Below are 24623 nucleotides of genomic sequence, written 5' to 3' on the forward strand. Positions count from 1 at the left end.
AAGCCCGAGTGACGGTTATGCGCGCGATGACATCGCCAATGCGCCCTCCCGGGGGGAGGGTCGGGCGCGGCCCGGGCTGGACGCCCGGGCAAACCCTCGTCTCAGAAAACACCGCCAAAAGAAAAACGCCCGATCTTCCGACCGGGCGTTTCCCAATTCCAAAAAGGCCGAACCCTCAGCCCTTCTTGAGCACGCGGTTGCCCAGCGTCTCGGCGATCTGCACCGCGTTCAGGGCTGCGCCCTTGCGCAGGTTGTCCGACACGCACCAGAGGTTCAGACCGTTCTCGATGGTCGAGTCCTGACGGATGCGCGAGATGAAGGTGGCGAAATCGCCGACGCATTCGACCGGGGTGATGTAGCCGCCATCTTCGCGCTTATCGACGACCATGATGCCGGGCGCCTCACGCAGGATGTCGCGCGCTTCGTCTTCGTCGAGGAAGTCCTCGAACTCGATATTGATCGCTTCGGCATGGCCCACGAAGACCGGAACGCGCACGCAGGTCGCGGTCAGCTTGATCTTCGGATCGACGATCTTCTTCGTCTCGGCGACCATCTTCCACTCTTCCTTGGTGGAACCGTCGTCAAGGAACACGTCGATATGCGGGATCACGTTGAACGCGATCTGCTTGGGGTAGACCTTCGGCTCCACTTCCTGACCGGGGACATACATGCCCTTGGTCTGGTCCCAAAGCTCGTCGATCGCGGCTTTGCCCGAACCCGACACCGACTGGTAGGTCGAGACCACGACGCGCTTGATCTTGGCGCGGTCATGCAGCGGCTTGAGCGCCACGACCATCTGCGCGGTCGAGCAGTTCGGGTTCGCGATGATGTTTTTCTTCGCGTAACCGTCGACGGCTTCCGGGTTCACCTCCGGCACGACCAGCGGCACGTCCGGGTCGTAGCGATAGAGCGACGAGTTATCGATCACCACGCAGCCCTGCTTGGCGGCAATGGGCGCGTATTTCTTCGTGGCGTCCGAGCCGATCGCAAACAGCGCGATGTCGTAGCCGGTGAAATCGAAACCCTCGATATCTTTAGTCTTCAGGGTCTGATCGCCAAAGCTGACCTCTGTGCCGAGGCTCCGGCGCGACGCGAGCGGCACCAGTTCATCGACCGGGAACTGGCGCTCGGCCAGGATGTTCAGCATTTCGCGGCCCACGTTCCCCGTGGCGCCCGCAACGACGACTTTATAGCCCATGAGGACCTCCTTGCTCGAATAGAACGCGGCTTCCTACCGCTTTACGTCAGGAAATGAAAGAGGCTCGACGCGCAGTCAGTTCCGAATGATACGCGGATCGGAGGCAAGAAACCCACCAACCATCTCCGCTTCCGCGGCGAAATCATGCGGCACCTTGTCGGCCGAACGCCGCCCCGACAGCGAAAGCGAGGCGAAGAAATCGAAGCCGTAGAGGTCGAGCCGCGCCAGATCCGAGCGCAGGAGCATCTCGATCAGCATCGCGCCGGTCGTGGGTTGCGCGCCGAGCTTGAGCTTCAGCCCCTCGTAGTCGTCCAGCGGATGCAGGTAGAAACCGGGGCTCGTGGCGGTCTGCCAATCGAGCCGCTTGCGCTTATGGCTCATCCACAGGATGCGCGACGGCGCGATGCGGACACGCTCGGCCTCGGGAAGCGAGGTGGCAAGCGCCAGCCAGTCGGTGCGCGTGCCATGGCTTTCAGCCGAAGGCATCGGCGCCCGGTTGATCCGGATCACCACGTCATGCGCGTCGATCTCCGCTCCCGCCTGCCCCTCGGCCAGCGCGCGCGCATTGCCGACAAGCGCGACGGATTTGCCTGCCAGATCGCCCAGCAGCGCATTTTGCGAGACGGAGAGCGCGGCCAGCGGGGCCTCGCGCCGCAGCGTGCGATTGATCAGAAATCCAAGCCGGGTCATGCGATGGGTTTAGCTCATGCCATCGCCGCTGTCGCGGGCGAAAACGTAGAAAACCAGCCCGATCATCAGCGGCGCAAGGAAGAACGCGAACAGCAGCCCATAGGCCACAGCGGGCGTATGTCCCACCGAGACCGCATCGAAAACCGGCCGAGAGGCGAATTGCATCGCGGCCACGCCCATGATCGAGAACATGTTGTGCAGCGTCACGCCGCGCCCCGTCAGATGCGGCGGGTAGAAGGTGCGGCCATGCGCCATGATCACCGGGAAGGACGCGCCGAAGAAGCCGATCGCCGCCAGAAGCACAGTCGCCAACCACAGCGACTGCCCCGGCAGCACGAAGAGCACCGCCAAGGCCACGGCCAGCACCGCGTTGCCGTAAAGCGCGACCCGCTTGTGGCTGCCGAAAATCTTGTCCGCCGGCCCATAGGCGAAATTGCCCGCGATCATCGCGAGGCCCATCACCAACGTCACCTTGCCGATCAGCTGCGCATCCGCGCCGAAGACATCGGCCAGATAGGAGCCCGCCCAGACGCCGCGGATCCCGGCGGCGGCGGTGTAATTCGCGACCGTCAGCGGCAGCAGCACCCAGAAGCCCGGCAGGCGCAGCACATCGAGCGCGGTGCCGCGGCGGCCTGCGGGCTGCTCCACCCGCTCGGGATCGCGCGCGAGCCACAGGATCAGCGCCGCCACCAGCAGCGTCAGCGCCGAGAGCGCCCAAAGCGTCTGACGCCAGCCGAAAGCCTCGATAGAGGCCGCAAGCGGGGCCGCGCCCGCGAGATTGCCAAGGCTCCCCGCCCCGATCATCGAGGCCGCAAGCGTGCCGAACAGCGCCGGCTTGAAGCTGCGCGCGAAGATGAAATAGCTGCCCACCAGCACCGGCGCGCAGCCCGCCCCGATCAGGATCATCGCGATGTGGATACCCATCGGCCCCTGCGCCATCGCGAAGACGGCCGCGCCCCCGCCCCCGCCGAGCGCCATCAGCACGCCCACGGTGCGGCGCGGCCCGATCCGGTCCAGCGCCTCACCGATCGGGATCTGGATCAGCGCAAACGCCCCGTACCAAAGCCCCAGCGACACGGCGAGATCGCCCGGCGTCACGCCGATTTCCTTGCCCAGAACGGGCGTCAGAACGGCCAGACAGGTGCGGTAGAACTGGCTCAGAAGATAGGCGCCCACAAGCGAGGCGATCGAGATATACATGCGGGGGCTCCTTCGCGCGCACGCTCGCCCAAGGCGCAGGCAATGGCAAGAGCACATGACCCTGTGCATTCGCGCGCCCGCCCCCTTGTCTTGGCCCCGGCACAGGATCAGGATAAGGGGCGCATGACGTGACGAGTGCGAGGGATGCCAGAATGGAACTGACCCGCCTGATGATGCGCCTCTATTTCGACAAGGCGATGCTGGGCCCCGGAAAGGTGCGGCTGCTGGAAGAAATCGCCGAACACGGCTCGATCTCGGCGGCGGGACGCGCGATGAAGATGAGCTACAAACGTGCGTGGTCGCTGGTCGAAGAGATGAATGCGGGCTTCAAGTCGCCGCTGGTGGATCGCTCGCGCGGTGGCGCGAAAGGGGGCGGCGCGTCGCTGACGCCTGAGGGCGAAGCGGTCCTCGCCGCCTATCGGCGGCTGGAGGAGAAAGCCCGCGAGGCGGGCACCGAAGAGATCGCCCTGATCGGCGCGATGGTCGCCGACTGAGGTTCCCAAGGTCCTTGCGCCGGATCAATGCGCATCGAACTAAGGCTCGCGCATCCTGCTGGCAGTCGCCAGTAACGGACCAAGACCATGTTCGATCTTTCGAAGAAGATTGCCGCGCGCGTCGCGACTCTCGGGCTCGCAGTCGCGCTCGCGGCCTGTATGCCGAGCGGCACCTCGGACGCCCAGACGCTCGCCTCGAAGGTGGAGGCCCTGCGCGCCTATGACCTCGCCACGGTGGACGGCAAGGCACCCAACCGCGCGATCCGCTTCTATATCGGAGATAATTCGCGCTTCGCCGTCTGCGGGCATTGCCTCTGCGTGACCGGGGTGATGTTCGCCCCCTACCCCGCGCTTGGCATCCGACCGACCTCAGCCTCGCCCACGTTCGCCTGCGAGCAGGAGACGCCGGAGTTCAAGGCCGATGCGGGCCTCGCGCAGCTGTTCTTCGACATGAAGAAGGCGCAGGTCGAAGGCGCGGCGGTCACCTTCTCGGGCAGCGGCGACCATGTGATGGTGTTCCAGCGCGGCGGCAGCGATCTCACCCCGCCCTGAGCCCCAGACAGCAAAAAGCGCGGGAGTTTCCCCCCGCGCCCGTCATTTTTAACGATCATAGATGCCTCAGGCGTCGACCGTCTCGACCTGCTTGGCCTCGGACTTCGTCGGGCCTGCAATCTCGATCCGGCGCGGCTTCAGCGCCTCGGGCACTTCGCGGACGAGATCGAGGTGGAGCATCCCGTCTTCATGGGTGGCCCCGGTGACCTTCACATGATCGGCCAGCGCGAAGCGGCGCTCGAAGGCGCGGGTCGCGATGCCACGATGCAGGTAGGTGCGGTCGGAATCGTCCTCGGCCTTGCGACCGGTCACGATCAGCGCGCCGTCTTTCAGTTCGACGCTCAGCTCGTCCGACCCGAAGCCCGCAACGGCGATCGAGATGCGATAGGCATTCTCGTCGGTCTTCTCGATATTGTAGGGCGGATAGGTTGGCTGGGCGAGATCGCTGGTCAGCGCACGGTCCATCATATCAGCCACGCGGTCGAAGCCCACGGTGGCGCGGTAAAGGGGCGAAAGATCAAAATTTCGCATATCATCATCCTCTCTTGAGCGATGGTTATGAAACCCGCCCCGTGCGGGGCCGGGCAGTTGGGCGCCAGAACCCTCATCAGGCATTCCGGCACTCATAAATTTGGGAAATCTCTCGCGACGTTTCAAGAGGGGCACCGCTTCAGGCCAAGCCCTTAGGGACGCAGGAATTTCGCCCCGGTTGCGCCCCCGCCAGACAGGATGCGCGGCTGGCCCTGCGCAGGCAAAGTGCCCCGGATTTGCGGTGCGGCGGAGGCGCTGGGGCCAGCGCTGGTAGATGCGGCGCGGATCACGCCCCGCCCGCTGCGCAGTGCGGATTTCAGCTGCACGACGATCGCGGGCAATTCCATCCCGTAGGCGCGCGAGACGCCATTCTTGCGCGAGCCCGAGGAGACCAGCGACACGATCTGCGCCCGCCCGCCTGCCGCCAGCCCGGAGCGGTCGAAAACCGGCGCGCCCGAAGAGCCATGGTCGACATCGCAATCAAACCCGATCAACCCTTTCGCGCGACCGAACACGCGGCACGCCTTTTGCCAAGACAGCGCATTGGCCCGGCCCTGCGCGTAAGACACGACCGACACTTCGGCCCCTGCGGCGGGCACATCGCCGACGCGAAAAGGTGCGGCGATCGAAGTCGGGATCGGCGCCGAGAGCTGCAGAAGGGCAACGTCATGGCGCACGGTGTCCACCGAGAGCGGCACGAACGGGTTATAGTCAGGATCGGCGACCATCGCGGCGACCGGGCGCGCGGCGATCTCCGCCCCGTCGGTTTGGGCTGCTGCAAAACCAAGCGTCGCCGGGTCTCGAGGCCCTTTGGCGCGTCGGTCGAAGATGCAATGGCCCGCCGTAAGTACCAGATCGGGTGCGATCAGAACGCCGGTGCAGTAGCCGTCAGCGCCGATGGTGACCTTGCCCACGGCCTCCCAGCCGAAGAGATCGGCGCGTTGCGACAGCCGGTCGAGCGCGGAATTGCGCGCCTCCTGCGCCTCGCCCATGCCGCCCAGCAGAGCCAGAGCCACGACACCCACGATGATCCGCCGAATGCCCATCGCGCTTACTTCGCCTTGATGAATTTTGCCCCGCCCGCGCGAATTTCGCGGGTGGTGGCGACGTTGTCGCGGCTCTCGATGGCCTGCCGGAGATCGGCGACGCCACTGGCCAGCGCCCCGATCGAGACCGGGCGCGCGCCCATCTGGGCCTTGGCGGAGACCACCGAAACGATCTCGGGGCGGCCATTGGCGAAGCTGAAGACCGGCGAGCCCGAGGCCCCGAAATCCGCCGAACAGCTCATCACTACCGTCGCGCCCGCACGTTCCAGCACCGAGCAATCGCGTTGCAGCGATGGCGCCTCCGAGCGGCCCTGCGCATAGGACAGAACGCCCACTTCCTCGCCGCGATAAGGCGCGCTGCGCGACACCTCGAAGGGCTGAAGCTGCGGCAGCCGGATCGGCTGGGCGAGCTTGATCAGCGCCAGATCGAATTCCGAACGCTTCACGCCGACCGGCCCGCCATAATGATAGGAAGGATGCAGCACCGCGCGCGACACTTTGCGATAGGCCTCGGCACGACCGTTGCGCCAGCCCGCGCGAAACTCGATCTCGCGCGCGTCGATCAGCGCGCCGCTGCGCTTGTCATAGAGGCAATGCCCCGCCGTCAGCACCAGATCGGGCGCGATCAGCGTGCCGGTGCAAAAGCTGCCGTGACCCAGATCGAGCCGCCCCACCGCCTGCCAGCCGCGCGTATCGTCGCCGGTTTCCAGCGCGCGCAAGGGCGTCGCGTGGGTGATCGTCTCGGCCCGCGCCAGCACAGGCAGAGCGGTCAGACAGGCAAGAGCGAGAGCAAGAAGGCGCATCGGGGCTCCGAAGATTGCGGGGCGTTTTGCCTTTCGTAGCGCCCCGATGCGGCCAGATTGTGGCGTGGATCAGGCCTGCGCAAGCGCTGGTGGCTTCGGCCCGCCCGTCGCCCAGTCCAAAAGTTCCACAGTGTGGACAACGGGCACCTCGGTGCCGCCGCCGATCTGCACCATGCAGCCGATATTGCCCGCCGCGATCACCTCGGGCTGTTTGGCCTCGAGCGTCGCCACCTTGCGCTTTTTCAGCTCGTCGGAAATCTCCGGCTGCAGCAGGTTATAGGTGCCCGCCGAGCCGCAGCACAAATGGCTGTCGGCAGGCTCGACCACCTCGAAGCCCGCACGTTTCAACAGGTCCTTCGGAGCGGATTTGATCTGCTGGCCGTGCTGCAGCGAACAGGCCGCGTGGTAGGCCACACGCATGCCGCCCTGTCCCTCAGGCAGGCCGATCTTCACAAGGAATTCCGACACGTCACAGGCCAGACCTGCAACCTTTGCGGCATCCTCGGCCATCGGGTCGTTGCGGAAGATATGGCCGTAATCCTTTACCGTCGTGCCGCAGCCCGAGGTGTTGATGATCACCGCATCCAGATCGCCTTCGCTCAGATAGGCACGGATGTTGCGCGCGGCCTGCGAATGGCTCTCGTCCTCGCGGCCCATGTGATGCGACAGCGCCCCGCAGCAGCCGAGATTCTTCGGGATCACCACCTCGCAGCCCAGCCGCCGCAGCAGCCGGATCGTCGCATCGTTGATATCGGTGTTGAGCGCCCTCTGCGCGCAGCCGATCTGCAGCGCCACGCGGTATTTCTTCTCGCCCATCGGCGCGAAGACCTGCGCGTCATCGTTGCGGCTGACCGGCGGGATGGTTTTCGGCGCCATGCCCACCATCGCGCGCAGCCGCTTGTCCGGCAGCAGCCCCGAGAAAGGTTTCGCCAGTTTCGCCCCACCCATCGCCAGACGGAAGCGGCCCGGATAGGGCACGATCTTCGCCAGCGTCCAGCGCAGCAGCCGGTCCATCATCGGGCGCTTGTAGGTCTTCTCGACATGGGCGCGCGCGTGGTCGATCAGATGCATGTAATGCACGCCCGAGGGGCAGGTCGTCATGCAGGCGAGGCAGCTCAGGCAGCGGTCGAGATGCTTGACCGTCTTCTCATCCGCAGGCCGGTCATTCTCCAGCATGTCCTTGATCAGGTAGATGCGCCCGCGCGGGCTGTCCAACTCGTCGCCCAGCACCTGATAGGAGGGGCAGGTCGCCGTGCAAAACCCGCAATGGACGCAGGCGCGCAGGATCTCGTTGGAGCGCGCGACGCCGGGATCCTTCAGCTGTTCGGGCGAAAAATTCGTCTGCATCAGCCCATCCTTCCGGGGTTCAGAATACCTTTGGGGTCGAATTGCGCCCGCAGCGCGGTGGTCAGCGTGGCGATCGGCGCGGGTTCGGGCTCGAAGGTCACGCCCGCCGCGCCGCGCATGCAGGTCGCGTGGCCGGTATAGGGCGAGGCCAACGCACGGGCGTCGCTGCCTTCGGGCAGAAGCGCCCAGATCAGCCCGCCACCCCAGTCGAGCAGCACCTCGCCGCCGAGCCTTGCCACGATGTCAGAGGCCTCCGAAGGCTTCACCGAGAGCCGCCACAGATCGCCCTCCTTGCCGATGAACGGCTCCAGATCGCGCAGGCTGGCCCAGATCGCGGCCGAGCCCTCTTCCTCGACCCGCACCGGGCCGAATGGCTCCATCAGCTTGCGCAACTGCTCCGCCCGGTAGGCGACGGATTCGGCCAGCCCCTCGACCCGCACCACCGCGCCGACACCGGGCAACCAGCCCGCGCCGGACACGTCGAAGGGCGAGCCCAAACCCGCCGCCAGAGCCACCTGCGCGGCCCCTGCGGGCAAGTCGATCACAACCGTCGCCTGAGACGGCGCGGCAGGCAGCAGCTTGAAGGCCACCTCGCTCATCACCCCGAGCGTGCCCCAACTTCCGGCCATCAGCTTCACCAGATCGTAGCCGGTGACGTTCTTCATCACCCGGCCACCGTTCTTCACGATCTGCCCGCGCCCATCGACGAAACGCGTCCCGATCAGGCTGTCGCGACAGGCCCCGGCCTGCACCCGACGCGGCCCCGAGACATTGGCGGCCACGACACCGCCCACGGTGCTCGTGCCCGGGGCACCCAGAACCGGCCCCCAATTCGCAGGCTCGAAAGGCAGGCGCTGGCCTTCGGCGGCAATCGCCGCCTCGACTTCGGCCAGAGGCGTCCCCGCGCCCACGACCAGCGTCAGCGCGCCCGGCTCGTAGAGCGTGATGCCCGAAATCCCGACTTCCAGCGGCTCTCCCAGACACCGGCCCACAGGCCGCGTACCGCCTCCGCGCACCGCCAGCGCGCCACCCGCATCCCGGACGGCCTCGGCCAGCTGCGCCTCGCTCTCAACTCTCATAAAATCTGCCTTCCTCTTGGCAAAAATATCCCGGGGGCTCGCGTCAGCGAGCGGGGCAGCGCCCCTCCCGGCCCTCAGCTCGCGTGTCAGCTCGCACGGCGGCTCGCGCTCGCACCCAGCGGGAACACCTTCGCCGGGTTCAAAAGCCATTTCGGATCGAACACGTCCTTCACCCGCATCTGCGCTTCAAGATCGGCGGGCTCGAACTGCACATCCATCAGGTCGCGCTTCTCGATGCCCACGCCATGCTCGCCGGTCAGGCAGCCGCCCGCCTCGACGCAGAGCTTCAGGATTTCCGCGCCCAGCTTTTCGCATTGCTCCTGCTGACCCGGCTCGTTGGCGTTATACAGGATCAGCGGGTGCATATTGCCGTCGCCCGCGTGGAAGACGTTGGCCACATCGAGCCCGTAATCTTTCGACAGCTCACCGATCCGGCGCAGCACGAAGGGCAGCTCCGAGACCGGGATCGTCCCGTCGAGGCACATGTAATCGTTGATCTGCCCCATCGCGCCGAAAGCGGATTTCCGGCCCAGCCAGATCCGCGCGGCCTCGTCGGCCGATTGCGCCTCGCGGAACTCGACCGGCTCGTGACGGGTCGCGATCTGGCGGATCATGCCGATCTGCTCGTCGATCTCGGCCGGGCTGCCCTCGCATTCGACGATCAGCAGCGCCTCGCAATCGGGGTAGCCCGCATGGCAGAAAGCCTCGGTCGCGACGATGCAGGGACGGTCCATGAACTCGATCGCCACCGGCAGGATGCCCGCCTTGATGATATCGGCCACGCAGGCGCCCGCGACCTCGTTCGAGTTGAAGCCGATCAGCACGGGCCGCGCGCCTTCGGGTTTCGGCAGAATCTTCAGCGTGGCTTCGGTGACGACACCCAACTGCCCCTCCGAGCCGCAGATCAGCCCCAGAAGATCGAGCCCACCCGCATCCAGGTAAGGCCCGCCGATCTCGACCACCTCGCCCTCCATCGTGACCAGCGTCACACCAAGGAGGTTATTCGTCGTCACCCCGTATTTCAGGCAATGCGCGCCGCCGGAATTCATCGCGATATTGCCCGAGATCGCGCAGGCGAGCTGCGACGAGGGATCAGGGGCGTAGAACCAGCCGTCGCTTTCCACCGCCCCGGTCACCGAGAGGTTCGTGCGCCCCGCTTCGACCCGGATGAAACGGTTGGTGTAATCGGTCTCGAGCACGGCATTCATCCGCGCAAGGCCCAGCACCACCGAATCCGCCTGCGGCATCGAACCGCCCGCAAGCGAGGTGCCCGCGCCGCGCGGCACCACCGGCACGCCCAGCTCGTGGCAGGCCTTCAGCGCCGCCGCGACCTCCGCCGTCGAGCGCGGCAGCACCACGCCCAGAGGCTGGCAGCGATAGGCCGAAAGCGCATCGCACTCATAAGCGCGCGTCTCGCTGGGGTCGTCGATCACCGCATCCGCGGGCAGAACCTCGCGCAGGCGGGCGATGATCTGCGGCTTGCGCGCCAGCAGATCCTCCTTCGGCTTGGGCATTTCCATGGCAAACTCCTCCCGGTTGGTCAGAAAATATAACCAATAAGCCCCGGTGACAAGAGAAGCCGCATCGCGCTAACTGTCGATATGATGACGACGTTTCATATCGGCCCGCTGGGGCCGCTCGACCTCGCGGCGCTCGCCCTTCTGGTCGCCTGCTGGATGGGGATCGGCTGGACGACCGAGCATCCGAGTGCCGCCCGCCCCTCGATGGGCAAGCTGATGGAGAGTTACCGTCGCGAATGGATGCGCCAGCTTGTGACGCGCCAGCCGCGGATCTTCGATTCGGCGATGGTGGACGGGCTGCGGCAATCGACGACCTTCTTCGCCTCGTCTTCGCTGATCGCCATCGGTGCCGGGCTGGCGCTGATCGCGAATCCGCAGCCGCTGGCGAATCTCGCCGATGATTTCGACATCGCGCGCGGTCCCGATCTGCTTTGGGAGGCGCGTATCCTCACCGCCGTTCTGTTCGGGGCGAATGCGTTTTTGAAATTCGTCTGGTCGCACCGGCTGTTTTCCTATGCCGCGATCGCAATGGCGGCGGTGCCCAACGAGCCCGAGGATCCGCTGGCCTATCCGCGCGCCGAACAGGCGGCGCAGGTGAACATCAACGCCGCGAAAAGCTTCAATCGCGGGCTGCGCTCGGTCTATTTCGCGTTGGCGACGCTGGCGTGGCTGCTGGGGCCCTATGCGCTCATTGCGGCGACGCTGTTCACGACGGGAATGCTGTGGCGACGCGAATTCGCCTCGGACTCGCGCCAAGCTCTGCTGCAAGACATACCCGAGTGACGGCCTGAGTGACGGCCCGAGCAAGCTCCGCTTCATAGTGGCTGGCAGGGCTCGCATGATTTGGCTACACCCGAAGGCATGAGCAGTTTCCTTTCCGTCGAGCAATCCCTGACAGGCCGCCGCTGGATCGGCCCCACACCCGAGGCCGACCGGCTGGCCGAGGCGATGGCGCAGCAGACGCGCCTGCCCCTACCGCTCGCCCGCATCCTCGTCGCGCGTGGCGTCACGCCGGAGGAGAGCGAGGGCTTCCTCGAGCCCACGATCCGCGAGTTGCTGCCTGATCCGCGATCCTTGCGCGACATGGAGCAGGCAGCCGCGCGGTTCCTGAAAGCGGTGAAGTCCGGCGAGAAGATCGCGGTCTTCGCGGATTACGACGTCGATGGCGGATCCTCGGCGGCGCTGCTGATCAACTGGCTGCGCGCGATGGGGCGCGAGGCGACGCTTTATATTCCCGACCGGATCGACGAGGGCTACGGGCCGAACGTGCCCGCGATGGAAAGTCTCGGCGCCGAGCATCCGCTGATCGTCTGCGTCGATTGCGGCACGCTGAGCCACGAGCCCGTGGCCGCCGCGAAACCCGCCGATGTCGTCATTCTCGACCACCACCTGGGCGGAGAGACCTTGCCCCCTGCACTGGCCGTGGTGAACCCGAACCGGCAGGACGAGACCGGCGAGCTTGGCCATCTCTGCGCCGCCTCGGTCGTCTTCCTGATGCTGGTGGAGGCGAACCGGCAGCTGCGTGACGAAGGCGTGCAAGGCCCGCCGCTGATGACGCTTCTCGATCTGGTCGCGCTGGCGACTGTGGCCGATGTCGCGCCGCTCACGGGCTGCAACAGGGCGCTGGTGCGTCAGGGGCTCAAGATCATGGCGCGGCGCGAACGGCCCGGCCTCGTGGCGCTGTCGGACGTGGCGCGGCTCGATCGCGCGCCCGCCGCCTATCATCTGGGCTTCGTGCTTGGCCCGCGGATCAATGCGGGCGGACGGATCGGCGCAGCCGATCTGGGCGCGCGGCTACTGTCGACAACCGACCCGCACGAGGCGCAATCCATTGCGGACCGGCTCGACCAGCTCAACACCGAGCGCAGAGAGGTCGAGAACGCCGTGCGTGAAGCCGCACTGAGCCAGGCCGAGGAGCGCGGGCTGAATGCGCCGCTGGTCTGGGCCGCGGGTGCGGGCTGGCATCCGGGCGTCGTGGGCATCGTGGCCGCGCGGCTAAAAGAGGCGACCAACCGCCCCTCGGTCGTGATCGGCGTGGAGGGCGGGATTGGCAAAGGCTCGGCCCGCTCGGTCGCGGGTGTCGATATCGGGGCCGCGATCCAACGCGTCGCTGCCGAGGGACTGCTGCTGAAAGGCGGCGGGCACAAGATGGCCGCGGGCCTCACGGTCGAGGAAGACAAGCTGGAGCCCGCGATGGCGCGCCTGTCGGAGCTTCTGGCCAAACAGGGCGCGGGCGAAATCGGACCGCGCGACCTGCGCCTCGACGGGATGCTGATGCCGGGCGCCGCGACGCCGCAGCTAATCGAAGATCTGGACCGCGCAGGCCCCTTCGGCCAGGGCGCCCCTGCCCCGCGTTTCGCCTTCGCAGATATGGAGGTCGTGGGCGCGCGCCGGATCGGAGAAAGCCACCTGCGTTTCAATTTCGGCGACGGTATGGGCGGGCGGATCGAGGCGATCTGCTTCGGCGCCTTCGACGGCCCGCTCGGCCCCGCGCTGAGCCAGCCGGGCGCGCAGCGCTTCCACCTCGCCGGGCGGCTGGAGATCAACACATGGGGCGGGCGCAACAAGGTGCAGCTGCGCCTCGAAGACGCCGCCGAAGCGTAACCGCTACCCCGCCACCGCACGCGGAAAAGGACTGTAATTCCAAAGCTTCCAACCTGCCGTAACGGAGGGGCAAAAACTTTCCGAAATTCCGCAATTACCCTCTTGCGAGTCACGGTTCTCTGGCCTAAACACCGCTCCACCTTAGGCAGGTATGCCCGGAAGGTTAAGAGTGGTCCGTTCGTCTATCGGTTAGGACGCCAGGTTTTCAACCTGGAAAGAGGGGTTCGATTCCCCTACGGACTGCCACTTCCGAGCCCTGAATGAGCGTTGTGCGGTCCGTTCGTCTATCGGTTAGGACGCCAGGTTTTCAACCTGGAAAGAGGGGTTCGATTCCCCTACGGACTGCCAATACTCCCCTGATTTAAAAGAGATTCTATCACGCGCCGTTTGGTCGCGCGTGTTTGCGTTTGTCGCCTGGCGCGGCTATGCGCGCGTCGATCCCGCATGAAAAAGCGGCCCGTTTCGGGGGCCAACCCTTTGCAGTAGATGGTGCATCGTGGAGCCGTACGCCTTGTAGGCGCGACGCCATGTCGATCAGCAGCTCCCGACAAGATCTTCGGGAGCCGTCTGCGGCGGATGTCGGCTAAGCATGACGCTGCGTAACCTCGCCGCTCGGTCCTCACGGTCTGCTTTCGTCAGAACGCGCAGCAATGCCAGTGCGCCGGGCTGGATAATGGAGACGTTTTTCCATCAGGAAGTTCGTCAATGTAACGCCAGCCCTTTCGATCTTCTGCTCGCGAACCACGTCCCACCCCTGCTGCTCAAAAAGGCCTCGGACAAGATAGCTCGCATGGGAGTGAAGGCGTGCTATCTTGCCGTCTCGTGCGATTGCCTCGATCCGGGCATAGAGAGATCCACCGACGCCCTGTCGTTGGTGGCCGGGCGCGACGAAAGCAAGATCTATGTAGCCATCATCGTCCAAAGTCATGAAGCCAACGGGCTGGCCTGCCAAACGCGCTACCATAGTTCTCTGAGCGGTCAGGCGTGATGCCCAGTTCGGTCCAGAAGGCGGCCCCGACGCCCAAGCCCGCCGCTGCTCAAAATTATAGAACTCCCTAGCTCCTTCGCGCACGGCCTCTAAGAATATGACTCCGAGCTGATCTGCTTCTGAGATGCGGAAATCACCAATTTCTATGGAAGAGTTCAGCATTGCGGCGGTCCTGCGGTGGCATCTGAAATGAGCGCGATCGAAGCCCAACAGCGCCAAAGCTGACCTTCCCGCGTAACGTCGTATCATGCAAGTTCGGGCTCGAAGCGACCATTGCGCTTCGAGCCTTCACGTTTCTCACGCGCACCATTTACTGAGAAGGCCTGACCTCTCGGCGCCGCTTTCTCGATGCTCTGTCAGAGGCCTCACGCGCCGTAGGGCACCCAGATGTTTTTCACCTGCGTCGCGCGGTCGAGGAACAGACGCCCCTGCCCCGCACGGGCACCCCAGTCGCGTGCGTCATCGGCTTCGACCCAGGTCTGCTTGAGGTTCCCGGCGCTTTGCGCCTCGACCATCTGGCAGCCCTCGGCATTCCCGAAATACCACATCGCATCGACGCCATCATGGGCGGCCAGCGTCTTCGCCAACTCGTCGCGCGGGCCCGTGACGATGTTGACCACGCCACCCGGCACGTCGGAGGTGTCGAGCACCTGATAGAGGTCGGTCGCGGCCAGCGGATGCGTCTGGCTCGGGACCAGCACCACGCGGTTGCCCATCGCAATCGCGGGGAGCACCAGCGAGATCGCCCCCAGAAGTGGTTGCGCGGTCGGGGCCACCAGCCCCATCACCCCGATCGGCTCGTTCATCGCCAGCGTCACGAAGTCCGACTTGGTCGCATGGACCGCGCCGTCGAACTTGTCGGCCTGGGCTGCATACCAGAAGCAGCGCGCGACCGCCGTCTCGACCTCGGCCTCGGCGGCCTTGCGCGAGGCGCCGAAGCTTTCGAGACGGGCGGCGAATTCCGCGCCGCGCACCGAGAGGTTCTCGCCGATGTAATAGAGCACCTGCGCCCGGTTATGGCCCGTGGCCTTGCCCCAGCCCTTGGCCTTATGCGCCGCCTCGACCGCGTTGCGGATATCCTTGCGGTTGCCGAGCCCTGCGAGCCCCACGACCGCTTTGCCGCCCTTCACCTGATAGCTGTAGCCGCTATCGGGCCGCGCCTGCCTGCCGCCGACATAGAGCTTCGCGGTGCGGTCGATCTCGCCGCCCTTGATCGTATCTGCGGGGCCGGTCTCCAGCTCGGCGGGCGTCGTGCCCTTACCCTTGCCGGTTGCCGCCGCCGGGTTGCGCAGATAGGCACGCATGCCTTCGCGCCCGCCCTCGCGGCCGAAGCCGCTCTCGCGATAGCCGCCAAAGCCCGCGCCCGCGTCGAAGATGTTCGTGGAGTTGATCCAGACGATCCCGGCTTTCACCTGCCCCGCGATGTCGAGGCACAGGTTCACGTTCTCCGACCAGATGCTGGCCGCCAGCCCGTAGCGCGTGTTGTTGGCCAGCGCGACCGCATCGGACGGCGTGCGGAAGGTGGTGAGCGTGACCACGGGGCCGAAGATTTCCTCGGTCGCGAGAACGCTCGCAGGCTCCACATCCGTCACCAGCGTCGGCGGGAAGAAGCAGCCCTGCGGCGCGGAGCCTTGGGTCAGCGTCGCCCCCTCGCTTGCGCCCTTCTCGACCAGATCGCGGATACGCGCGAGTTGCGAGGGATGCACGATCGCGCCGATATCGGTGCTCTTGTCCATCGGATCGCCGGTGCGCAGCGTCTTCATCCGGGCGCGCAGCAGCGTCTCGAACCGCTCGGCCACCGCCTCAGCCACGAGGATGCGCGAGCCTGCGCAGCAGACCTGACCCTGATTGAACCAGATCGCATCCACCACGCCTTCGACGGCGGCGTCCAGATCGGCATCCTCGAAGACAACGAAGGGAGATTTGCCGCCCAGTTCCAGCGTCAGCGCCTTGCCGGACCCGGCGGTGCGTTCGCGCAGGATGCGGCCCACATCGGTCGAGCCGGTGAAGGCCAGCTTGTCGATCCCCTCATGGCCGACAATGGCAGCGCCGGTCTCGCCGTCGCCGGTGACGATGTTGATCACGCCTTTCGGGATGCCGCATTCCTGCGCAATCTCGGCGAAGGCTAACGCGGTCAGCGGCGTATATTCGGCGGGCTTCAGCACCACCGTATTGCCAGCGGCGAGCGCCGGCGCGACCTTCCACGACAGCATCAGCAGCGGGAAGTTCCACGGGATGATCTGGCCGCAAACGCCCTGAGCGGAATGGCCCGGCAGTTCGTCCTCGAGGATCTCGGCCCAGCCCGCATGGTGGTAGAAGTGGCGCGCGACCAGCGGGATGTCGATGTCGCGGCTCTCGCGGATCGGCTTGCCGCTGTCGAGCGTCTCCAGCACCGCGAGCAGGCGCGAGTGCTGCTGGATATGGCGCGCCAAAGCGTAAATGTGCTTCGCGCGCTGATGGCCCGACAGCTTCGCCCAACCGTTTTGCGCCTTGCGCGCGGCGGCGACGGCGGCATCCACGTCCGACGCCGAACCTTGCGTGACGCGCGCCAGCACCGTGTCGCTTGCCGGGTCGCGGACCTCGAACAGATCGCCCGGCTTGGTCATCGCACCGTCGATGAAATGGCCGAAGCCGCCTTCATGCTTGGCGAGCCATTTGCGCGCCTGGCTGTCGTCTTCGGGGGCCACGCCATACTCCATCGTTTCGAGGATGTTCTGAATGGTCATTTTGTCTCTCCTCAGGCCAGCGCGTGACGGCTGCTATCGGCGTAACGGCCGGTGACGTAATGCTCCAGCTGGCGCTCGATATCGCCCAGCATCGAGCTTGCGCCGAAGCGGAACAGGTCGGGGTTGAGCCAGTCGCGGCCTAGCTCTTCTTTCATCAGGATCTGCCAGGCCAGTGCCTCTTTCGCCTGCTTCATCCCGCCTGCGGGCTTGAAGCCGATGCGGTGGCCGGTCGCCATCCCGTAATCGCGCAGCGCACGCAGCATGGTCAGGCTGACAGGCAGCGTCGCGTTGACGCTTTCTTTGCCGGTCGAGGTCTTGATGAAATCGGCCCCTGCCTGCATCGCCACCATCGAGGCGGAATAGACGTTGTTCAGCGTCTCCAGCTCGCCGGTGGCCAGGATCGCCTTCATATGGGCGTCGCCGCAGGCCTCGCGCATCGCCGCGATCTCGTCATGCAGGCCCTGCCAGTTCCGGGTCAGCGCCAGTTCGCGGTTGATCACGATGTCGATCTCGGCCGCGCCCTGCGCCACCGCCCAGCGGATTTCTTCGAGCCGCAGATGCAGCGGCATCAGACCCGCCGGGAAGCCCGTCGCGACCGAAGCCACAGGGATCGCCGTCCCCTCCAGCGCTTTGACGGCATGGGGCACCATCGTCGGGTAGACGCAGACCGCGCCCACGGTCAGCTCGCCCGCGCTCAGGCCCAGCCCCGCCTCGATATGCGAAGCCAAGGGCTTGCGCGCCTTCGCGCAGAGCCGTTTCACCCGGCCCTCGGTATCGTCGCCCGCAAGCGTCGTCAGATCGACGCAGCGCACCGCGTTGACCAGCCACGCCGCCTGATGCGCTTTCTTCACGCTCCGCCGGGTCGTCAGCGTCGCGCAGCGGCGCTCGGCGGCGGCGCGGTTCACCCGGTGGCCTTCGAACATGCCCACATCGAGCGCCATGCCGGGGTTGCGCGCATGCTCCCCCGCCGCAGCCGCGGTGGGCACCAAAGCCCCTTCCGCGCGCGTCTCGGTTTTCATTTCGGTCTTCATTGCGTGTCTCCTAAATCGGGACTCGTCACAGCCTCGCCGCCACGTCCGGAATAATTCCCGGGCGTGCGCGATCGGGACAAGATCAGCATAAGTCAGCCGAGCCCATGCTCGGAAAGAAAGTCGTCGAATTCGGCGGGCGTCGCGTAGCTGGTCTGCGTGCCGCGACGGGTGATCGACAATGCGGCATAGCGCGCGGCGCGGGTCAGCGCCGCGGTGGGCTCCATTCCTTGGCCGAGGAAATGCGCGAAGCTGCCGATGAAAGCGTCGCCCGCGCCAGTCGTGTCGACCGGGCTGACGGAAACCGGGGCGATCTCTTCGACGGTGTCCGCGGTGATCCGACGCGCGCCGCGCCCGCCAAGCGTCACCACCACGTTGTGGATGCCGCGTTCGATCAGGCTGCGCGCGGCGGCGATCACTTCGTCATCGGTGCCGGTGGGCAGACCCGAGAGCATCGCCAGCTCGCTCTCGTTCGGGCAGAACCAGTCGAGCCCGTCGAGCCGCGCGATATCCAAATCGGGATGCGCAGGTGCGGGATTGAGGATGGTCGTCACCCCTTCGCGCGCCCCGAAAGCCACAGTGTGATAGACGGTTTCCAGATCCACCTCGAGCTGCATCAGGATCGCGGAGGCTGCGCGCAACGTCTCGGCCGCCGCATCGACATCCGAAGGCGCCAGCGCCGCATTCGCGCCTTTCACGATCAGGATCGCGTTCTCGCCATCGCGCTCGACGAAGATCGGCGCCACGCCCGAGGCCGAGCCTTCGACGGTGCGCACATGGGTCGTGTCGATCCCGTTAGTCTCCAGATTGGCGCGGACCTGCGGGCCGAACCCGTCATCGCCCACGCAGGTGACCATCGCCACATCCGAGCCCAGACGCGCGGCGGCAACCGCCTGGTTCGCGCCCTTTCCCCCGAACCCCATCGCGAAATCGGGGGCCTCCAAGGTTTCGCCGCGTCCCGGCATCCGGTCGATATAGGTCACCAGATCCATCATGTTCGAGCCGACGACGGCTATCTTCTCAGGCATTCTCTTTCTCCGTCAGGTCGGAAATCGTCTTGGCGAGCGCGGTAGTCTCGGCCTTGTCAGTATAGCCGAAGCGCGTCGCGAAATGCGCGGTCTCTCCGGCTGCGAGGCTGCGGACATGGCCCTTCGCCTTCTCCGCCGTGTAGCCCTCGGGCTCGCAGGTGGACGGCAGCGCGAAGGCCGCGACCGAGGCATCTTCGCCGTTCAGGATCCAGCGCGCGAGGTGGTCGAATTGATCGGGCCGCCAGCTCATCGAGAAACCGTCGCCCGCGGGCCGCTCCAGAAGCGCATGGCTTTCGCCCGATGCATCGGCTGCGGGGCGCTCGATATAGAGAACCTGCTCGGGGTTCCATTTCTCGGGCGCGTCCAGCGTGGCGCTGTCTTCGGGCACCTCGGCGAGCCGTTCGATGAAATCGGTATAGGCTCTCGTCGGCTGGACATGGGCGGGCACGTCGCGGCGGACGCGGGTGCGCTCGGGTGTGAAAGGGGCTGCCTGATGGATGCGCCCGTCTTTGACGAAGGCGAAGTTCACATGGCACATATACATCAGGTCCATCGGCAGGGCCGAGCGGTTCTCGACCGCCATCGCCATCTCGATCAGCGTGTTTTCCCGCACCGTGATCGAGGGCATCGCGCGGTAATGCGGGCCGAAGCCACGGATGTAATCGACATGACCGCCAAGACGCACGAACGCGCCCTGCCCGTCTTCGCCGATCTCCAGATGGGCCGCGTCCATCGTGGCGCAGGCCATCTCGCCATGCAGCGGATGGTCGTCCTGCGGACCGGGGCAACCGTTGCGCAGCAAGCCAGAGTGATAGGCGAGACAGCCATAGGTCTCGACGATCACCTGCGCGGGGCGCGGCTCGGCAAAAGCGCTGTCCATCGTCAGGCGCACGCCGTCGAACACCGCGTCCCAGAGCATCTGGCCCATGTAAGGCAGCATCTCGACCCGGCCGCGCGGGGTGTCCACGCCGATCATCTCGATGCCAAGCGCGGTGCGCCAGCCGGTGACGGTGAAGCTGTCGGTCTTGGCGAGCACGCTCGGGGCCAGCCCGAACCGCTCACGCGGGAGAGGAATGATCACGCTCATCTTACGCTCCTTTCCGGCGGCGCCAGGAATTGAGGGCGATGACCCCGATCAGGAAGGCGCCCCAGACGAAATCGATCAGGTGGTTCGAGACCCGCATCATCTGGAAGCCCGAGGACAACAGCGTCAGCGAGATCAGCGCAAGGGCGACGCCCAGCACATTGCCGCGACCGCCTGCCGGGTTGGTCCCGCCCAGCACCGCGATCAGCACCGCCTGCAGCAGGTAGGACGCGCCGTAATCCGACTTCGCCGCATTGGTCCGCGCCGACAGCAGGATCCCCGCCATCGCGGCCAGCATCCCCGTCAGCATATAGGAATAGAGGATCATCTGGCCGCGCTTCACGCCCGCATAGACCGCAGCTTTCGGGTTGGTCCCGATCAGCTTGAGCCGCAGCCCGAAGGAGGTCCGCGCGAGCAGCAGCGACAGCGCGATGCAGACCAGCACGAAGATCACCAGCGGCACCGGGATGCCCAGCAGTTTGCCGTTGCCGATCGCGTTCCACCCCGGCGGGAAGCCGACGATCGCAGGCCCTCCCGTCAGCACGAGGCACATCCCGATGAACACCTGTCCGGTGCCCAGCGTCGCAAGGATCGGCGTGATCTTCAGCACCGAAATCAGGAAGCCGTTCAGCAGCCCCGCCAGCAGCCCCACGATCAGGGCCGCGCTCACACCCAGCGTCACCGGGCCGAGGCCCAATGCGCCCGAACCGCCATCGCCGGCCATCGCGCCGAAGAGCGTGCCCGCGGTGATGCCGGCGAGGTTCGCGACGCCCACGATGGACAGGTCGATCCCCCCGGTCAGCATCGCGATCATCATCGCGATCGACAGGATGCCGAGTTCCGGCATGAAGAAGGCCATCGACTCGAAGTTATAAGACGACAGGAACATCGATGGCCGCAGCGCCGTCATCGCGATCAGCACCAGAACGCAGGTCACGGCCAGCATCACGTTGGTCTGTGCCGCCTCGCCCTTGAGCCAGCCGCGCAGGCCGGGCCGGGAGGTGGCGTTGGTCTTGGTCTCGCTCATCATCATCTCCCCTGCCTCACACCAATGCCCGGCGGTCGCGCAGCGCCGTCACGGTCACAGCCGCAACCAGCATCGCGCCCACGACGACCCGCTGCCAAGTCGTATCGATCCCCATCAGGATCAGCGAATTCTGGATCATCACGAGGATGAACACCCCCAGCACCGTGCCAAGCACCGTGCCGCGCCCGCCGAAGATCGACGCGCCGCCCAGCACGACCGCCGCGATCACGTCGAGCTCGAGCCCCACGAAGTCGCGCGGATTGGCGAGCCAGATCATCGAGCTGTGCAACAGACCCGCAAAGCCCGCCAACGCGCCCGCCGTGACATAGACGAAGATCATCGTGCGACCGGTCGAGAAGCCGACGCGTTTCGCCGCCTCCGGGTCCGCACCATAGGCATAGACCGAACGCCCGATCATCGTGTGTTTGAGCACCAGATGCAGCGCGACGGCGAGGCCGAGATAGATCACGATCATCGCGGTCAGCCCGTAGGTCGAGCCGTTCGCGCGTTCGAGCACGAACAGGTCCGTCTTGCCGAAATTCACCAGCGCCTCGGGCATCTTGTTGATGTTCACGTTCGATGTGCCCACGAGGCCGAGAACCAGCCCGCGCACGACGGACGCGGTGCCGAGCGTCACAATCAGCGGGATCATCTTGAACTTGTGGATGATGCCCGCGTTCATCAGGCCCAGAAGCCCGCCGATTATGATCGCCGAGGCGAAGGGCAGCACCAGCCCGTTATAGTCGAGCGCCACCATCGAGCGGACCACGAGATACATCCCCGCGACCGCGAAGGCGGTGAACGACACGTCGATCCCGCCCGAGATCATCACCAGCAGCACGCCAAGCGCCATGATGCCGATGACGACGTTTTCCTTGAGCAGGCTGAACAGGTTGGACATCTGCCAGAAGGCCGGGTTCACCAACCCGATGAAGATCATCGCGACCGCGAGGATCGCCAGAATGATCGCGTCGGAGCTGCGCAGGAATCTCATGCGGGCTCTCCTTGTTTCTCATTGGACAGCGCCGCGTCGAGCGCCTCTTCGGTCAGCGCGTCGCCCGCCAGTTCTCCGGTGATGCGGCCCTCGGTCATGCACAGCACGCGATTGCAGTTCGCCGCCAGCTCCGGCAGGTCGTCCGAGATCATCAGCACCGCCAGATCGTTATTGCGGGTCAGGTCCTGAATGATGCCGTGGATCTGCTCTTTCGAGCCGACGTCCACACCTACGGTCGGGCCGTTCAGGATCAGCACGCGCGCATCGGTCATCAGCCAGCGCCCGATCATCACGCGCTGCGCATTCCCGCCCGAGAGCGTGCCCACCGGCACGTCGATCCCGGGCGCCGAAATCGCCATCTCGCCGAACATCTTGTGGGTCTCCTCCCCCGCCCTCTCGGCATCGAGCCACAGATGCGGCGCGAAACGGCTCAGCGAGGAGACGATGGCGTTGTCGCGGATTGAGCGGGTCAGGAACAGCCCTTCCGACAGGCGATCCTCGGGCACATAGGCGATGCCCGCCGCGATCGCTTCGGGGACGTTCTTCGGCATCACGGGTTTGCCGTCGACCAGCATCTCGCCGGACATATCGCCGCGCAGACCAAAGATCGCCTGCGCGATGGCTTTGCGGCCTGCGCCGATCAGGCCGGACATGCCGACGATCTCGCCCGGCATCAGCGTCAGGTTGATGCCCTGCGCCTTGTCGCCGACGGTCACGTTGCGCAGCTCCAGCCGCGGTTCGCGTCCGCTGACATCGGGGGCTATGAAATGCCCCTGATGCAGATCGCGCCCGGTCATCGCCCGGGTGATCGAGCGTTCGTCATAATCCGAGATCGGGCCTTCGGTGACCTTCTTGCCATTGCGGAAGACGGTGAGACGCTCGGAGATTTCCAGCATCTCGCGCATCTTGTGGCTGACGAAGAGCGTGGCGATGCCGTCGGCCTGCAAATCCCGCACGATGCGGAAGAGGCGTTCGACTTCGCGCCCCGTCAGCGTCGTCGTGGGTTCGTCCATGATGATCAGCCGCGCATCGGCGAGCATCGCACGCGCAATCGCCACGATCTGACGGCCCGCGGCGGGCAGCGTCTCAACGGTCGCATCGAGGTCGAGCGTCACATCGAGCCGCGCCAGCACGTCGCGCGCCATCTTGCGCGCCCGGGTCCAGTCGATCCGGGTCTTGCCTTCGCGCAGGAAGGTGTTGAGCGCGAGGTTCTCGACCACGGTCAGCGTCGGGAACAGCGAGAAATCCTGGTAGATGACCTGCACGCCATGGGCGATCGAGGTCGCGGGGTCGAGCTTACCGACCGGTTTGCCGTCGATCAGGATCTCGCCCTCGTCGGGCTGATAGACGCCTGAGACGATCTTGATGAGGGTGGATTTGCCCGAGCCGTTCTCGCCGGCGAGGCAGTGGATGCGGGCAGCGTCGAGCGTCAGCGACACGTCATCGAGCGCGCGCACGCCGCCGAAGCGCTTCGAGATGTTGCGCAGCTCGATCAGGGGAGCGGTGGCCATGGGGGTCTCCTCGCAGGCAGGTCGGCAACGGGTGGCGCGACCGCGCGCGCCACCCGAGCTTGAGAACCGTCAGGGATCAGAAGTCGTATTGATCCATGTTGTCCTTGGTCACGCCGACCCAGCCGGCCCCGTAGAGCACTTTCGCGTCCGCGCTATCGGCTTCCTTGAGATCGGTATAGCCTTCGAGACCGAGGTTGGTGCCCGCCTTGATGTCGGCATGGTCCTTGCCCGCATCACGCGCTTTCAGCTCGGCCAGCGCGATCATGTTCATCGCATAGCCAGCAACCGCCGGATCCCAGAACTGGATGTAGCTGATATCGCCCTGCGAGATGTACTGACCCGCGACCGACGGAAGACCGGTGCCCGCGAAATGCAGTTTGCCCTGCAGACCGCCTTCGGCGATCAGACGACCGGCACCTGCCGAGGTCGGCATCGGACCACCCACGACACCGGCGATGTCGGGATGCGCGGTCAGCGCCTCTTTCAGCTTGTTGTAGTCGGTGTTGGCGTCGTCGTAGGTCTCGAGACGATCCGTCGCGAGCGACATGTCCGGATAGGCTTCCTTCTGACGCTCGATCGCGCCGTCGATCCACTCGTTTTGCGACTTCGAGGTCAGCGAGCCGACGGTGGCGACGTATTTGCCCTTCTCGCCCATCTGCTTGGCGAGGTGGTCCATCAACTCCGCGCCGTAGGCTTTGTTGTCGAAGGCTTCGATGTCGTAATCGACATTCTTGATGTTCGAGGCTTCGTGGCTGACCACGACGATACCGCGATCACGGGCTTTCTTGAGCACCGGCTCGACCGCTTCCACCGAGAACGGCACGACGGCGATCGCGTCCACGCCCTGCGCGATCAGGTTCTCGATCAGCTGCACCTGCGCGGCCGCATCCGCCTGCGAGGGGCCGACCATCCAGGTGTCGCTGCCGGTGTCTTCGCCGAATTGCTTCACGCCGTCACGCATCCGGTCGAACCACGCGATGCCGTCCACCTTCACAACGGTCGCGATGTGATAGGTCTTGTCGGAGCTGAGCATTTCCTTGTCGACGTTGCTCGTATCGACAACCTGCTGAGCGAGCGCGGGGGTAGCGACAGCAATCGCGAGCGCAGCCGCCGGAATGAATCCGAACTTCATGATAATTCTCCCTTCAAGCGGACCTCCTCGTCCGCAATTCC

22 protein-coding genes and 2 tRNA genes are annotated in these 24623 nt (G+C 65.6%); 6 read left to right on the forward strand and 18 right to left on the reverse strand.

Going from position 1 to position 24623, the window contains the following annotated elements; all coding sequences use genetic code 11:
- Window positions 1-175: 175 nt before the first annotated feature.
- The 3 genes from BMI87_RS05555 to BMI87_RS05565 all read right to left on the reverse strand — a co-directional run bounded on the left by BMI87_RS05555 (window position 176) and on the right by BMI87_RS05565 (window position 3088).
- On the reverse strand, window positions 176-1198 hold the full coding sequence (locus tag BMI87_RS05555; protein ID WP_078520187.1) for an aspartate-semialdehyde dehydrogenase: 1023 nt from the start codon (window positions 1196-1198) through the stop codon (window positions 176-178).
- A gap of 75 nt (window positions 1199-1273) precedes the next feature.
- Window positions 1274-1888 (reverse strand): glycosyltransferase family 29 protein, encoded by a 615-nt coding sequence (locus BMI87_RS05560; RefSeq protein ID WP_078520188.1) that lies wholly within the window; start codon window positions 1886-1888, stop codon window positions 1274-1276.
- A gap of 9 nt (window positions 1889-1897) precedes the next feature.
- The gene (locus BMI87_RS05565; RefSeq protein ID WP_078520189.1) at window positions 1898-3088 is read right to left on the reverse strand and encodes an MFS transporter; all 1191 of its coding nucleotides are present in this window, start codon (window positions 3086-3088) and stop codon (window positions 1898-1900) included.
- A gap of 152 nt (window positions 3089-3240) precedes the next feature.
- Here BMI87_RS05565 and BMI87_RS05570 point away from each other — a divergent pair, with 152 nt between their 5' ends.
- Window positions 3241-3582, forward strand: a complete 342-nt coding sequence (locus tag BMI87_RS05570; protein ID WP_246831852.1) for a winged helix-turn-helix domain-containing protein — start codon at window positions 3241-3243, stop codon at window positions 3580-3582.
- An 87-nt stretch (window positions 3583-3669) separates the two neighbouring features.
- Window positions 3670-4134, forward strand: a complete 465-nt coding sequence (locus BMI87_RS05575; protein WP_078520190.1) for a hypothetical protein — start codon at window positions 3670-3672, stop codon at window positions 4132-4134.
- A gap of 66 nt (window positions 4135-4200) precedes the next feature.
- On the opposite strand, the gene BMI87_RS05580 is transcribed toward BMI87_RS05575, so the two are convergent.
- The 6 genes from BMI87_RS05580 to BMI87_RS05605 all read right to left on the reverse strand — a co-directional run bounded on the left by BMI87_RS05580 (window position 4201) and on the right by BMI87_RS05605 (window position 10460).
- Window positions 4201-4665, reverse strand: a complete 465-nt coding sequence (locus tag BMI87_RS05580; protein ID WP_078520191.1) for an Hsp20 family protein — start codon at window positions 4663-4665, stop codon at window positions 4201-4203.
- Window positions 4666-4817: 152 nt separating this feature from the next.
- A complete protein-coding gene (locus tag BMI87_RS05585) occupies window positions 4818-5711 on the reverse strand; it encodes a serine protease (RefSeq protein ID WP_078520192.1) in 894 nt (297 codons plus the stop codon).
- Between the two features lie 5 nt (window positions 5712-5716).
- Entirely contained in the window at window positions 5717-6514 is a 798-nt protein-coding gene (locus BMI87_RS05590) for a serine protease (RefSeq protein WP_078520193.1), read from the reverse strand.
- Between the two features lie 69 nt (window positions 6515-6583).
- Window positions 6584-7861 (reverse strand): glycolate oxidase subunit GlcF, encoded by a 1278-nt coding sequence (glcF, locus tag BMI87_RS05595; protein WP_078520194.1) that lies wholly within the window; start codon window positions 7859-7861, stop codon window positions 6584-6586.
- Complete coding sequence (locus BMI87_RS05600) at window positions 7861-8940, reverse strand: FAD-binding protein (protein WP_078520195.1); 1080 nt, start codon at window positions 8938-8940, stop codon at window positions 7861-7863. The genes glcF and BMI87_RS05600 overlap by 1 nt, the downstream gene beginning before the upstream one ends.
- 86 nt (window positions 8941-9026) lie before the next feature.
- Window positions 9027-10460: an FAD-linked oxidase C-terminal domain-containing protein gene (locus BMI87_RS05605; protein WP_078520196.1), complete on the reverse strand. Its 1434-nt coding sequence runs from the start codon at window positions 10458-10460 to the stop codon at window positions 9027-9029.
- A gap of 81 nt (window positions 10461-10541) precedes the next feature.
- Between BMI87_RS05605 and BMI87_RS05610 the strand changes: the two genes are divergently transcribed.
- The 4 genes from BMI87_RS05610 (at window position 10542) to BMI87_RS05625 (ending at window position 13412) form a co-directional block, all read left to right on the forward strand.
- Window positions 10542-11243 (forward strand): DUF599 domain-containing protein, encoded by a 702-nt coding sequence (locus tag BMI87_RS05610; protein WP_078547869.1) that lies wholly within the window; start codon window positions 10542-10544, stop codon window positions 11241-11243.
- A gap of 78 nt (window positions 11244-11321) precedes the next feature.
- Entirely contained in the window at window positions 11322-13064 is a 1743-nt protein-coding gene (gene recJ, locus BMI87_RS05615) for a single-stranded-DNA-specific exonuclease RecJ (protein WP_078520197.1), read from the forward strand.
- 171 nt (window positions 13065-13235) lie between these two features.
- Window positions 13236-13310, forward strand: a tRNA-Glu gene (locus tag BMI87_RS05620).
- A 27-nt stretch (window positions 13311-13337) separates the two neighbouring features.
- A tRNA-Glu gene (locus BMI87_RS05625) sits at window positions 13338-13412 on the forward strand.
- Window positions 13413-13683: 271 nt separating this feature from the next.
- On the opposite strand, the gene BMI87_RS05630 is transcribed toward BMI87_RS05625, so the two are convergent.
- From BMI87_RS05630 to BMI87_RS05670, 9 genes are all read right to left on the reverse strand, one after another.
- Window positions 13684-14214 (reverse strand): GNAT family N-acetyltransferase, encoded by a 531-nt coding sequence (locus BMI87_RS05630; RefSeq protein ID WP_168175168.1) that lies wholly within the window; start codon window positions 14212-14214, stop codon window positions 13684-13686.
- 203 nt (window positions 14215-14417) lie between these two features.
- A complete protein-coding gene (locus BMI87_RS05635; RefSeq protein ID WP_210402458.1) occupies window positions 14418-16778 on the reverse strand; it encodes an aldehyde dehydrogenase family protein in 2361 nt (786 codons plus the stop codon).
- Between the two features lie 11 nt (window positions 16779-16789).
- Complete coding sequence (deoC, locus tag BMI87_RS05640) at window positions 16790-17797, reverse strand: deoxyribose-phosphate aldolase (protein WP_210402466.1); 1008 nt, start codon at window positions 17795-17797, stop codon at window positions 16790-16792.
- 104 nt (window positions 17798-17901) lie between these two features.
- Window positions 17902-18834 (reverse strand): ribokinase, encoded by a 933-nt coding sequence (gene rbsK, locus BMI87_RS05645; RefSeq protein WP_078520199.1) that lies wholly within the window; start codon window positions 18832-18834, stop codon window positions 17902-17904.
- Complete coding sequence (locus tag BMI87_RS05650; protein ID WP_078520200.1) at window positions 18827-19921, reverse strand: DUF4432 family protein; 1095 nt, start codon at window positions 19919-19921, stop codon at window positions 18827-18829. The genes rbsK and BMI87_RS05650 overlap by 8 nt, the downstream gene beginning before the upstream one ends.
- Before the next feature lies 1 nt (window position 19922).
- The gene (locus tag BMI87_RS05655) at window positions 19923-20945 is read right to left on the reverse strand and encodes an ABC transporter permease (RefSeq protein ID WP_078520571.1); all 1023 of its coding nucleotides are present in this window, start codon (window positions 20943-20945) and stop codon (window positions 19923-19925) included.
- A gap of 16 nt (window positions 20946-20961) precedes the next feature.
- Window positions 20962-21939: an ABC transporter permease gene (locus BMI87_RS05660; RefSeq protein ID WP_078520201.1), complete on the reverse strand. Its 978-nt coding sequence runs from the start codon at window positions 21937-21939 to the stop codon at window positions 20962-20964.
- The gene (locus BMI87_RS05665) at window positions 21936-23450 is read right to left on the reverse strand and encodes a sugar ABC transporter ATP-binding protein (RefSeq protein ID WP_078520202.1); all 1515 of its coding nucleotides are present in this window, start codon (window positions 23448-23450) and stop codon (window positions 21936-21938) included. Before BMI87_RS05665 ends, BMI87_RS05660 begins: the two co-directional genes overlap by 4 nt.
- A 76-nt stretch (window positions 23451-23526) precedes the next feature.
- Complete coding sequence (locus BMI87_RS05670) at window positions 23527-24582, reverse strand: autoinducer 2 ABC transporter substrate-binding protein (RefSeq protein ID WP_078520203.1); 1056 nt, start codon at window positions 24580-24582, stop codon at window positions 23527-23529.
- Window positions 24583-24623: the final 41 nt, after the last annotated feature.

Origin of the sequence: Thioclava sp. F28-4, assembly GCF_002020045.1 — a bacterium.
Lineage (GTDB): Bacteria > Pseudomonadota > Alphaproteobacteria > Rhodobacterales > Rhodobacteraceae > Thioclava > Thioclava sediminum.